Source organism: Pedobacter caeni (assembly GCF_900129215.1).
Taxonomy (GTDB): Bacteria; Bacteroidota; Bacteroidia; order Sphingobacteriales; family Sphingobacteriaceae; genus Pedobacter; species Pedobacter caeni.
Genome location: NZ_FQUQ01000004.1, coordinates 990,123 through 1,002,873 on the forward strand (window position 1 = coordinate 990,123; position 12,751 = coordinate 1,002,873).

General features: G+C 41.9%; 8 protein-coding genes. 6 read left to right on the top strand and 2 right to left on the bottom strand.

Going from position 1 to position 12,751, the window contains the following annotated elements; all coding sequences use genetic code 11:
• Positions 1 to 115 precede the first annotated feature (115 nt).
• The 5 genes from BUC20_RS23670 (at position 116) to BUC20_RS23690 (ending at position 8,934) form a co-directional block, all read left to right on the top strand.
• The gene (locus BUC20_RS23670; RefSeq protein WP_073233719.1) at positions 116 to 706 is read left to right on the top strand and encodes an RNA polymerase sigma factor; all 591 of its coding nucleotides are present in this window, start codon (positions 116 to 118) and stop codon (positions 704 to 706) included.
• Positions 707 to 812: 106 nt separating this feature from the next.
• Positions 813 to 1,970: a FecR family protein gene (locus tag BUC20_RS23675; RefSeq protein ID WP_084529204.1), complete on the top strand. Its 1,158-nt coding sequence runs from the start codon at positions 813 to 815 to the stop codon at positions 1,968 to 1,970.
• 230 nt (positions 1,971 to 2,200) lie between these two features.
• On the top strand, positions 2,201 to 5,557 hold the full coding sequence (locus BUC20_RS23680) for a TonB-dependent receptor (RefSeq protein ID WP_159441153.1): 3,357 nt from the start codon (positions 2,201 to 2,203) through the stop codon (positions 5,555 to 5,557).
• 10 nt (positions 5,558 to 5,567) lie between these two features.
• Positions 5,568 to 7,226: a RagB/SusD family nutrient uptake outer membrane protein gene (locus BUC20_RS23685; RefSeq protein ID WP_073233722.1), complete on the top strand. Its 1,659-nt coding sequence runs from the start codon at positions 5,568 to 5,570 to the stop codon at positions 7,224 to 7,226.
• Between the two features lie 142 nt (positions 7,227 to 7,368).
• A complete protein-coding gene (locus BUC20_RS23690; RefSeq protein WP_073233725.1) occupies positions 7,369 to 8,934 on the top strand; it encodes a discoidin domain-containing protein in 1,566 nt (521 codons plus the stop codon).
• Between the two features lie 96 nt (positions 8,935 to 9,030).
• Here BUC20_RS23690 and BUC20_RS23695 read toward each other — a convergent pair whose 3' ends face one another.
• The gene (locus BUC20_RS23695; protein ID WP_073233726.1) at positions 9,031 to 10,710 is read right to left on the bottom strand and encodes a PNGase F N-terminal domain-containing protein; all 1,680 of its coding nucleotides are present in this window, start codon (positions 10,708 to 10,710) and stop codon (positions 9,031 to 9,033) included.
• A 30-nt stretch (positions 10,711 to 10,740) separates the two neighbouring features.
• Positions 10,741 to 11,565 (bottom strand): DUF6266 family protein, encoded by an 825-nt coding sequence (locus BUC20_RS23700; RefSeq protein WP_073233727.1) that lies wholly within the window; start codon positions 11,563 to 11,565, stop codon positions 10,741 to 10,743.
• Between the two features lie 349 nt (positions 11,566 to 11,914).
• Between BUC20_RS23700 and BUC20_RS23705 the strand changes: the two genes are divergently transcribed.
• Positions 11,915 to 12,565, top strand: a complete 651-nt coding sequence (locus BUC20_RS23705; RefSeq protein WP_073233728.1) for a phosphatase PAP2 family protein — start codon at positions 11,915 to 11,917, stop codon at positions 12,563 to 12,565.
• Positions 12,566 to 12,751: the final 186 nt, after the last annotated feature.

Here is a 12,751-nt window from a genome sequence, read left to right on the forward strand (position 1 = left end):
TCCAATCTCCTGATTTATCTTTTACCATCAGACCTTATTCAATTTTAGATCATCATGACACATAAACCTATTTTTTCATAAAAAATATACTAGTTTAGTAACTCGAACGTTACAAATGAAGCTAAACAGACAAAAAGGCCTATCTGATGAGGAGCTTCTAAAGGCAATTCAAAACGATGACCGTTCTGCTTTTGAGAGCTTATATCATAAATACTGGCAGAAACTCTACCTCTCTGCTTACCACATTCTTAAAGATATTCATGCTGCTGAAGATATCATTCAGGAAATCTTTGCACAATTGTGGTTAAAACGGAATCAGGTTTCTATAGATAATTTAGCTGCCTATTTATATACTGCAGTTCGTTTTCAAGTATTTAAAGCCATCCGTGATGGGAAAGCCAGAGTAGATTTATCCGGTCAGGCGGATGAATTTTTTGATAAGAACAGCATTGAAGATACCCTTCATGAAAAGGAACTGGACAAGCGTTTAGAGGAAAGCATTGCGACGCTGCCGGAAAAGTGTAAAGAAATTTTCATCCTGAGCCGTAAAGAGCACCTGAGTGTTAAAGAAATTGCTGCACGTCTCCAGATCTCTCCAAAAACTGTCGAAAATCAAATCACCATTGCATTAAGAAAACTTCGTACCCAAATGGGAGACCTCCTGTTCTGGGGGCTGATCCTGCTCCGGGTAATCACAAGACATTAGCCGGTTAAAATTTTCAGACCTAAACATATATTTTATTTTTTTTCAATTCTTTGGGGGATCGCAGCTCCTTATGGTACATACCTAAAAAGCAACAATTTTGAAAGAAGTGGAATTCAAGCATTTAATAGAAAAATATCTGGACGGAAAAGCCAGTAAAGCTGAACAGGTATTGCTATTTAACTTCTATGACCAATTACAGGAAGAAGAAGTGGAATGGGATCCCTCAGTGATGGGTGATGCGGAAGAGGTAGAACGGGTTATTTTGGGAAGGATCAATGTAAATGTCGATGCAAACGAGGTAAGGCCACTGATTAAAAGATTCCCATGGTGGTCAGTTGCTGCATCTTTATTGATTCTGTTAAATCTGGGCCTGTACTTCTACAGTTCGCAAGAAGCCCCTCACAAAGCAACTGAAGAGGCTATATCAAAGATTAAAGCAGGGGGAGACAAAGCTTTTTTAATTCTTGCAAATGGAACAAGGTTGAGCTTAACTGATGCAGATACCGGAAAAATCGCGGAGCAGATGGGACTAAAGATTTCAAAATCTGCGGATGGACAGCTGATTTATACAGTATCAGATACAAAATCATCCTTACAAACGACGAAACCTGTTTACAACAAAATTGAAACCCCTTTGGGTGGAAAATACCAGATTAACCTTCCTGATGGAACAAAAGTATGGCTGAATGCAGCTTCCTCTTTACGTTACCCTGTGGTGTTTACCGGCACAGAACGGAGGGTAGAACTTACCGGAGAAGGGTATTTTGAGGTCTCCAAAGATAAAAACAAAAGATTTATCGTGAGTACTGAAGGGCAGGAACTGAGTGTATTTGGCACTCATTTTAACATCAATGCCTATGCGGATGAGCCTGCTATAAAAACAACCTTACTGGAAGGCAGTGTCAAAGTAAGTCAAACCAACCAATCAGCCCAAGGTCAACCTGCCCTATCCCGTTTTCTTAACCCCGGCCAGCAATCGATCTTAAATGCAAAGACCTTTGAAGTGAAGAAGGTAGATACAGAAAGCGCGGTAGACTGGAAAAACGGACGGTTTATATTTAACAATGAAGACATTCAAAGCGCGATGCGCAAACTGTCAAGATGGTATAGTATTAAAGTTTCTTATGAAGGGAATTTTAAGAACATCAATTTTGGCGGTTCCTTTTCAAGATCGAATCACCTTGCAGACATTATAAAAATCTTAGAGGCCACAAATGAGTTTAAATTTGAAGTAGAAGGAAGGGAGGTGAAGATTGTAAAATAAACCTTTACTCAGCAGCAGCCCAAAATAAAACCGGAAGTGTTGACTCCACTCCCGGCAGTAATAGTTTTGGGATTGCCATTCCAAGAATCGATATTTTTTAATCAACCAAATAACAGCACATGAATGTCATGCGATGTCTGTTGTTGAAACCAAAACTAACCAAATGTATGAAAAATTATACTTTTAATTTATATGGCTCCTGCTGTATAAAAAATAAGTTATTCGTTACCATGAAATTTACAGTACTCTTAATTATTTCTGCTTTTATGCAGGTAAGTGCTGCCAGCTTCGCTCAGAAAAACATCTCCTTATCCGAAAAGAACAGCTCTTTAAAACAGGTATTAAAATCTATTGAAGCCCAAAGCGGATACAGTGTCTTTTTTATCGAGAAAATTATTGATAAAGCGCTTCCGGTAACGATAGAGGTAAAAGATGTTCCGCTAAAAGAGGCCCTGGACAAATGTTTTGAACATCAACCCATCAGTTATTCCATCCGGGCAAACACAATCGTGATCAAAGAAAAGGAGCAAAAAGTCCTTAAAGTCAATATCAGTACCAATGCACAGGATGTAACGGGAACTGTAGTTGACGAAAATGGCCTCGGGATTCCGGGCGCAAACGTCAGGATCAAAGGAACTGAACGCGGAGGTGTCACAGATTCCAGCGGACAATTTAAACTAAGCAATGTACCGGAAGGAGCTGTCTTAGTCGTTTCTTATGTGGGCTATTTTACACAGGAGGTGAACATCGGTACAAACAGCCGGATCACGGTTAAAATGGAGGTACAACCCAGCGACCTGACCGAGGTTGTGGTAGTGGGTTATGGGGCACAAAAGAAGGCCAATCTATCCGGATCTGTAGCCACCATCACTTCTGCTCAGTTGAAAGACCGCCCTGTAACTTCGATGCAAAACGCCTTGCAGGGATTAACGCCAGGATTAACTATTATACAACGTCCGGGAGATGTGACTACAGTCGGTACAGTAACTTTAAGAGGACGTACCAATCTCGGCTCCGCCAGTCCGATGTACATCATCGACGGGATACCCGCTACCAGTACCCAGTTTGCCTCCCTGAATCCAAATGATGTAGAAAGCATTTCCGTATTAAAAGATGCTGCAGCTGCCTCAATTTATGGATCAAGAGCAGCCAATGGCGTATTGGTGATCAATACGAAAAGAGGTAAAGGAGAGGACAAAGGAACGATAGAGTTCAATACCACTTATGGTTTGCAATCGCCTACCAGGTTACCTAAATATACCAATGCTACAGATTATGCAACGCTGTTGAACGAGGCATTGACCAATGCAGGAAGAGCCGCTCTGTACACTCCAGAACAAATACAGAAATTTGGCAATGGCAGTGATCCGGACAACTATGCCAATACAGACTGGTATAAACTGGCACTGAGGAAAAATCCGGCACAAAGCAACTCCACCATCAGCATCAGCAGCGCAGGAAAAGCTACGAACTACTACTTAAGTGCTTCTTACTTAAACCAGCAATCTCTCGTTCCTAATAAAGACCAGAACAGGTATACCCTGAACTTAAATGCAGATACCAAAATAAATTCAATCTTAAAACTGGGAACGAACATTTCCTATTACCGTCAGAACTACGATATCGCTGGTGGCGACCTGAGCTGGGTATCCTTAAACAGGTTAACGCCTGTCCTTGCCGCCCGTCAGTCTGATGGTTCCTGGGGAACAATTGCCGGAGGGGCCTTATCTACCACACTTGCTGCAGATAACGTATTGAGAAGAATGGAAGAATCAGGGAAAAGCTACAACAGGAACAACTACCTGCAAACTGCTGCAACCGCTGTACTGACACCGGTAAAGGGCTTATCCATCAATGGTCTTGCTTCCTTAAAAACAACGAACACCAACTCCTGGGCATTTACCAATACCATGAGCCCACTGATTAATTTCCTGACCAAAGCACCGATCACTTCAACCGCAGTAACCGTAAATGAGCTGAAAGAAAAATGGGGAAAAACACAAAACTTTCTGGTACAAGGTTATGCAGATTATGAATACAAGACTGAGCAACACACTGCCAAAATTATGGTGGGTGCTTCTCAGGAAAGTAACATTGCCAGATCTGCTTATTTAGGGAGAAAGAACTTCCCGAATAATGACATGACGACCATCGTTTCGGGTTCTTCAGCCATTGAAGACGTAAGTACGTTAAAAGATGATCTGGATCAGGATATTTTAGGGAACAGTACTTCAGACCTGGAATGGGCGATGCGCTCTTTCTTTGGAAGGTTTAATTACAGCTTTAAGGACAAATATCTTCTGGAAGCAAATTTAAGAATGGACTATTCTTCCCGCTTTCATCCGGACGTAAGAAGAGCAGTATTTCCTTCTTTTTCAGCAGCATGGAGGTTATCACAGGAAGGCTTTATGAAAAATATAACCTGGATCAGCGACCTTAAACTACGTGGATCCTGGGGGATGTTGGGAAATCAGGATGCAGTTCCGCTGGGCAATTACTTTTCATTGCTTAAATCAGGTTACTCTTATAGCTTTGATGGGGTTCCGTACGATGGGGTATGGCAGGCTGCCGGTGTAGAACCTTCAGCCACCTGGGAGAAAGTACGCATGAGCAATTTTGGATTGGACTTTTCTTTACTTAAAGGTAAACTAAGGGTTAATGCAGATTATTACATTAAAAATTCCACTGACATTCTCATTCAACGTAATGCACTTGCACCTTATGCGCTTACCCCACCAGCCAGAAATTCAGGATCTGTAAAAAACACAGGGATTGAACTTAACCTGAGCTATAATGATGTCATAGGCACAGATTTCAGGTATTCAATTAGTGCTAACTTATCTAAAATCAACAATAAAATCACTGGCCTTGGAGGAGACAACAACCGGATCACTGGCACCTATTTTATAGAAAAACTAGGGGAATCTGTAGGCTCATTTTATGGATATGAGGCAGAAGGTTTGTTTGTTGATGCCGCAGATGTTGCAGGCCATGCTTTTCAATCAGCCGCAACAGCTCCTGGTGACATCAAGTATAAAGATCTGAACGGCGACAAAAAGATTGATGCCGCAGACCGTAAAGTGATCGGTAATGATGTCCCTTTTTTAAATTATGGTTTATCACTGAATCTGGCTTATAAAAATTTCAATCTGGAAGTGTTGACCTATGGTGTAGCCGGGGTAAAAACTTACCTGGAAAGCGAAGCCGGATCTCCTTTCTTTAACAGTGCCGGTGTAAAAGAGGCCTTTAAAAACAGATGGACTAAGGAAAATCCTGATCCAAATGCAGATTTCCCAAGACTATTGCGCAGTCAGGATGGCCCGCAAAATGCACAGATTTCTTCTTTCTGGTTGTTTAGTGGATCCTATTTTAGAGTGAGAGGGCTTACACTGGGTTATACCCTGCCTGCATTGCTCACTCAAAAATTAAAAGCTCAGGGCATTCGCTTCTACATTACAGCAAACAATCCATTTACCTATATGGCCGATAAACGGCTGGCCGATTACGATCCCGAAACAGGTTCAGGACGTGGAGGAAATGGTCCGGGATTAAAAACCTGGTCAATAGGTGCTAACATTAAATTTTAAGCAGAACAAGATGAAAAAGAATATTTATATCAAATGGATTGGTGCTTTTGTGATGTTACTATCCATCGCTTCCTGTAAAAAAGATTTTTTAAACAGACCACCGCAGGACAAGCTGTCGGATGCAACTTTCTGGAAAACAGAGAATGACCTGTTTTCAGCATTAAACGATACCTATAGCTCTACCCTTCCCGGCGAAGGCGGGACCATTTATGATGATGCAAAAACGGATAATGCCTATGGCCAATATCCATGGGAAAGTACGGCAACCGTAATTTCAGCAGGTGATATTACTTCTACCAATGATGCAGGATGGAGTTTTGGCGCCATCAGAAGTGCCAACCTCCTGCTGGAAAATGCAGATAAGGTACAAATGGATGCCACCAGAAAAGAAAGGTACAAAGCCGAAGCCCGGTTCTTAAGGGCTTTTTCTTACTTAGACCTGCTCAATAAATTCGGAGATGTTCCATTGGTGACAAAGCCTCTCCAGTTTTCAGAAGTAGACCTGAAAAGAACGCCTAAAGCAGAAGTTTATAAATTCATTATGGATGAGCTGACTGCGGTAGCCCAGATATTGCCTCAAACTTATTCAGGAGGTAAATACAACGACAAAGGCAGGGTTACTAAAGGTGCTGCAATTGCCCTTAAAGCCAGAGCGGCCTTATACAATGCAGATTGGAAAGTGGCAACAGATGCCAGTAAAGAAGTCATGGCATTGGGCTACTCCCTGTTTAAGGTCAGTGCGGAAACCGGTGATGATTTAGGTGATGACTATAGCAAATGGGCAACCTTCAGCAATGCTGCAGAGGAAAAAAAGTTCCGTCTGGGCATCAGGAGCTATGAACAGATCTTTTGGGCAAAGAATAAACAAAACACTGAAATCATCCTGGACAGACAATACATCCAGCAAAAAGACGCCAACACACTCAACACTTTTCTACCCTCTGCCAACCTTGGAGGATGGTCTTCTGTAACCCCTACCCAGGAATTGGTAAACGATTACCTGAATTATAAAACAGGAGAAGCTGTACCAGCAACAGACCCTGCCGTACGTGCCAATCTGTTTAAAACCAATGACCCTGCATTTGCCAACGAATATAAAAACCGTGATCCCAGATTTTATGCAACTGTTCAATTTGTAGGTAGCCCCTGGAACAACATAGAAAAAGAATATGAGTTTAGCTGGAATGGCGGAGGAAACAACAACTCTTCTACGGGATATAATTTCAGAAAAATGGTTGATCCGGAAATCTATAAAGCACAGCTGGACAACTATTCAAATGTGATTCTAATCCGTTACGCAGAAATTCTGCTGAGCTATGCTGAGGCACAAAACGAACTGACGGGTCCTGATGCTTCAGTTTATCAGGCACTTAACGACATCAGAGACAGAGCGGGTATGCCGCCTGTAGATGCAGCTAAATACAGTGATAAAGCATCTTTACGTGACCTGATCCGCAGGGAGAGAAGAATAGAACTTGCTCTTGAAGGGCAGCGTTATATGGACATCCGCAGATGGAAAATTGCGCCACAGGTGATGAAAAACATTACGGATATCAGGAATACACTGGCTCAAAAAAGAGTATGGACGGATAAGCTATACCTGATGCCTGTACCTCAGAACCAAATGGATTTATCGAGTGGTATACTCACACAAAACACGGGTTACTAGATTCTGCCACATGGGTGATTGTGGTTAACACCCGGCAAATCTCAAACCGGGCATCCGCAATGCGGTGTCCGGTTCCGTTAAATCATATTTTTTATCCCTAAAAACTACTTAATCATCAATCAATACATCTAAACCAAACAAAATGAAAAAATCATCCCTTTCCCTGATCTGCTTAGCCGGATTATTTCTAATTGCCCTGGGCTGTAAAAAATTACCTGGTATCCCCACAGAGGAGACCGTAGCCGTTGATGCGAATTCCGGTCTTCATAGCGGAACCTACAACCTCAATATCGTTTACTTTATCCCTTCCAACCTTGACACTGTTGCCAGGTATCAGCAAAGACTAAACGGAGTAATGCTCCATACCCAAAGGTTCATTACCAAATGGATGGCACAATGGGGTTACAGCAATAAAACCATTGGTTTACCCCTGGACGCAAACGGAAAATTAAAAATGTCGGTCATCAGAGGCAGCCAGCCAAAAGAATCCTACCCTTACGAAGGCGGTGCCGGTGCAATGATGACTGAAATCAATGCTTATTTCGCTGCGAACCCTGGTGCTAAAACCAGCGACCACACCTTAGTGATCACCCCTACCTATTCCTATGGAAGCAATGGAGACCCAAGTGGCGGTCCGTTTTATGGCATTGGCCGATGGTGCTTTGCACTGGATTACACCGGACTGGATACCCTGAACCTGGGTAAACCTGATGATAAATTCTCTACCAAGTGGATTGGCGGCCTGGCTCATGAGCTTGGACATGGAATCAATCTGCCGCATAACGGCGGTGCACAATCTCAAAACCTCCTTTACGGCACCTCATTAATGGGCACCGGGAATGGTACTTATGGTAAAGCACCTACCTATTTAACCCCTGCAGATGTTGCCATACTGGCAAATGGACAATTATTCAGCAATGCAACCAGAACAGATTGGTACAGTACCCCAAATTGCAAAATCAAAAAGATCTATGCCAAATACGAAAACAACAGCATCATTGTTTCCGGTAAATACAGTTCAGATAAAGTGGTAAAAGACATTGCTTTCTACCATAGAAATACCGCTACAGACAATGGAGGATATGCCTCTGTGACTTTTGCTGCCAAACCTATTGGAACAGATAGTTTTCATGTGAGCATGCCACTTAGTGATTTCCGTGATAAGGCCAATACCAATTATGAGTTTACCATTCGTTTGGTTCATGAAAACGGAAGCATTACAGGTGTACCTCTTAGTTATTCCTTTGTTAATGGAACCCCGGTACTCACTTTTGGAGACAAGAGAGTTTACAACAAAGCCAACTGGAGCATTACTTCCTTCAGCTCGCAGGAAACCGCAGAAGAAGATGGTGCAGCAGTTAATGTGATTGACGATGCGATCAATACTTACTGGCATTCCAGGTGGTCTTCCAGCTCTCAGAGTTATCCTCACACGCTGGTCATCAATATGGGTGCACAACTGGATGTAAACAGGTTTACGCTCAGACAGAGGGATTCCAGAAGAGTCAAAGTGGTAGAGATCCTGACCAGCAACAACAACAATACCTGGACGAGTCTTGGAGATTTCACCCTTTTAAATACTACAGATTCACAGGACATCATATTGTCCCAGGTAAAGAATTTCAGGTATTTTAAACTCAACATGAAATCTTCTTATGATGGGGAGGCATTTGCAGCGCTATCAGAAGTAGGTACCTACAAAGATTAAAGCGCTCATTTTAAGCCATAAATGATAAGGGCTGGTATTCAAATCAATAAAATTTGAAATACCAGCCCTTATTGCTGATAAACAACTGCTCCTCTGTTATTCCCTTTCTCCGATCAGCACACCAGATACATTCCAGGCACTGAAACTTGTTCCTTCCGGTTTACCCAATGGGATTGCCACCTTAAAGGTGTGCTTACCCGGTTTAAGATCCGGCAAAGGAATTTCTACAGGAAGTGTGATGGTTCCCGGACACCAGTTTGAGCGGCTCAGATCAGAAGAAGACAAACCATTGCCAAAATTACCTGAAGCAGGGTTTAGCATGCGGTAAGTTGCACAGTCTTCTCTCCATGGAATAAAATGATACACCCTTTTTCCATCAACAAAGATTTCGTTTTGCTTGGGAACGAACTCATCCCCATTTCCCCAGCCCCCATGTCCGGTAGTCAGGTACCTTAGACGCAGGTTTTTAAGTCCTGCCGGTACATCTACCGAAACACTAAGCGAATCTTTGTCGAACATGGTCGCATATTCCTGTCCTGACATTTCCATCAGATTTGTCGTGTTAAATGCCGGAAGCATCCAATCCTTTTTCTGATTGCCACCTTCTCCTTCATCTCCAGGATAATATTTGAAATACAAGCTGGCTTTATGCCCTCCTTTATCATAATTACCAATAAAAACACCGATCCAGACCTCTCCTTGCAAACTCGGCAATAAAGCGGTGATGTCTTGTTTGTACACTACAGAATCCGCCCAGTTGTATCCCTTTATTTTCGCTTGTTCGTTAAAATGCCCCACTCCGAAAGAGGTAAAAAAGCGCATCAGTTCCAGGGGTGGCAGGTATTCATCTGTAGCCGTTACACCCTGGTATTTTTTACCGTTACGACCATTATATACCGGAAGTACCTGTACTCCGTTCTGAAGTGCCTGTAAAAAAGATACTTTTTTATCTACCGGAATCATAAACACAGATCCGGTACGGTCGTAAGCATCTCCGTTGGAACGTTGCACCAGTTCGGCAAACAAATGCTGTCCTGCTGAAGTTTCCGGAAGCTTTACTTTTTTCAGAATAACCGTGCCACCCGAAAAGTGATAAGTAAGGTTGGCTTGCTCTCCGGCAGGATTATCTATTTTACGGCCAAAGTTGATCTGTTCATCATTGAAGATCTGTACCGTTTGATACCTGCTTTCGATGATTTGGCGCTGGTAAGCCGGTTCATCCAACAGATTGCTCCATTTAGAAGGCCAGTTGAGTTCTTCAGCTTTTATTTTCCGGTAATCTATATTTGTTGCGATCGTCTCAGAATTGCCATTACGGATCATCTTTAACACCAAGCCCATTCCCGGAGCAATGGTGATCATCGGTGTTCCTTTAATCTTCAAATCGTTGTTATACCAGATCTCAATGGTATTGGAACGGATAAAAAGTTTTGCTTTTTTGCAGGGAACTCCGGCAATTGTATCTATTCCAGGCAGCATTTCGGCCTTTACATAATCAGAAAATGGTTTTTTAAGGGTATAAGAAACTCCACTACTGTTCAGTACCTGATAGGTTGCTCCTTCCTTGAATTGCAAAAACTGTTGTTCTGTCTGCGCTCCTTGTCTGGCGATACGTGCCTGGGTTCCATTCGTAAATAATTTCAATTCTCCTCCAAGGTCTTTTCCATTGCTACGAAATTTGTAGGTAACAACGGCCTGGGAAACATCAGTATTTTTCTGTGCGAGTAATGATGTGCTCATAAAAAACAATACACATCCGGTTAATAAGACTTTCATGGAGGGTAAAGTTAGCATATCGCCCGAAATTTAGCCGGGTTTTCCCGGAAGGTGTTCCAGTTTATTCTTCAATACCTGATATTCCTTTGCCAGATTCCGGAAAGCCTTGCTATCGACGGGATTCCCCCTGTTGTTTTTCATTTGTAATAAGTAATCTGCCTCAACCACATCAAAACGCTGTTTTACTTCAGCATATTTCTTTTTCTGGCTGATCTGCTCCTCAGTTTCTGCTTCTCCGTTCAGATTTCCTAAATACGCACTGTCTGAAATTTCCTTGCCATCAGCAGCTCTGAAGCAGATATAGGCTTCAATCGGCTCATCGAGGAATCCATCGTGATGCAATTCAATAAAGCAGGTTCCTGCATCTCTCCGGCTGGCATTAATGAGGGAAGTAGCTTTTCTTCTCAAAGGATGACAAAGCAAAATCATCACGATATCATCATAACGTCCCTCGGTATTCCAACTGATCTGTACTCCTTTTTCCTTTTTTTCCAATTTCAGGTCTCTGGCCCCTTCTAAAGTACCATGACTCAGCTCCACCTTACTGTAATCCACAGAAAGGTTAGGGTACTGCCCCTTTAAAGCCTTCTTTTTAATATAAGAAGTAGCCAGATTATGTGCGTTTTTAACTGTTCCCTGAGCTTCCAGGTCAAAACTGACACTGATAAATTCTCTGATGGACTTCACCAGACGCATCGTTACCGACATCTCCTGGCGGTTGGCCAGCTGATTGATGCTTGGTTTACCCGGATCGCCTATCGTACGACAAACATGTTGCCCGTTTAGCACATAAAATACCAGGTTGTGTAATTTTCCGTTTAAGGTCCCTAATGGACCATTTGCTGCTTTCGCCATATTTAATGGATTAATTGTTAAATCATAAAAGTTAATCTACTTATACTTACCAGTACTAATATAAGTAATAAATTTTATTAAAGTCAATACACTCGTCGTATACTGACCTCATTTACTTCTAATTTAGAATTAATTTTCATCAGACAACAATAGGGCTTGACAGGGCTATAAGCCCTACAGGGCCCTACCAACCTCCCATCAAAAAAGAAGCAAATATGCAGCAAGTAAAGACTTGATACGAAGAGATCTTAAACCATAATGCCAGTTTATTTAGACGATTGTCAGCTTAATTAAGAAAAACTCAGGTTCAATTCCTATTTTAGAATTAAATTGACCATATCCTTAGAAAATGAATGAAAAAAGAAAACTGATTTTAACTTATTTGTTGGCTTTAGTCGCCCTGAGCTTTATCCTGTTAACAGTTTCAATTGTGTATCTGCCTCTGCCCACCGTAGATAAAAGTTTCTCACATGCTATTCAAAGCTATCAAAGTCAATCTCTGGACCCCATTATGAGGTTCATCAGTTTAATCGGAGTGATGCCCTATTCCCTGATTATGGTATTGCTGACTGCCTTATTGTTTTTCCTGTTTAAGTTAAAGCGGGAAGCCATATTTACACTGAGTACCCTCCTGGCAGGTGTAGCCAGTACCATTGTCAAAATTATTGTGGACAGGCCCAGACCAGCTGCACCATTTGTACATGTTCTCGAAAAAACGGTTCAACAGAGTTTCCCAAGTGGCCATGTGAATTTCTATGTGGTGTTTTTTGGATTCTTAATCGTCATGATGTACCATGTCAAAACCATACCTTTCATTTTAAGAGCATTGGTCATTACGATTTGTGCACTGCTGATTTTCTTCATTCCCATATCAAGGGTCTATCAGGGCGCCCATTGGTTTACGGATGTAATTGGGGGAAGTTTATTGGGAGTGTTACTCTTGTCTGCCAATAGCTATTTTTATTTAGGCTTAGCCAGAATATCCGATAAATCCGCTTAAAAGATTTTGGAAACAATGATCTAGGGTCAAACTGGTTATTGTTTTCCTATAAAACAGCGCGTTATTCAAACTGACAAATAACCTCATTTAAACCTATAACAACCCACAAACAAGCACATTTTGTAAAAATAAATTCAAAAACATTTGCGTAGTTAAATAACTACACTTAAATTAGTAGTCAAATGA

What these genes read in the sequence shown, in the direction of transcription:
- BUC20_RS23705 (WP_073233728.1), top strand. Translation starts at nt 11,915, where the DNA reads ATGAATGAAAAAAGAAAACTGATTTTAACTTATTTGTTGGCTTTAGTC.
- BUC20_RS23700 (WP_073233727.1), bottom strand. Translation starts at nt 11,565, where the DNA reads ATGGCGAAAGCAGCAAATGGTCCATTAGGGACCTTAAACGGAAAATTA.
- BUC20_RS23690 (WP_073233725.1), top strand. Translation starts at nt 7,369, where the DNA reads ATGAAAAAATCATCCCTTTCCCTGATCTGCTTAGCCGGATTATTTCTA.
- BUC20_RS23685 (WP_073233722.1), top strand. Translation starts at nt 5,568, where the DNA reads ATGAAAAAGAATATTTATATCAAATGGATTGGTGCTTTTGTGATGTTA.
- BUC20_RS23680 (WP_159441153.1), top strand. Translation starts at nt 2,201, where the DNA reads ATGAAATTTACAGTACTCTTAATTATTTCTGCTTTTATGCAGGTAAGT.
- BUC20_RS23695 (WP_073233726.1), bottom strand. Translation starts at nt 10,710, where the DNA reads ATGAAAGTCTTATTAACCGGATGTGTATTGTTTTTTATGAGCACATCA.
- BUC20_RS23670 (WP_073233719.1), top strand. Translation starts at nt 116, where the DNA reads ATGAAGCTAAACAGACAAAAAGGCCTATCTGATGAGGAGCTTCTAAAG.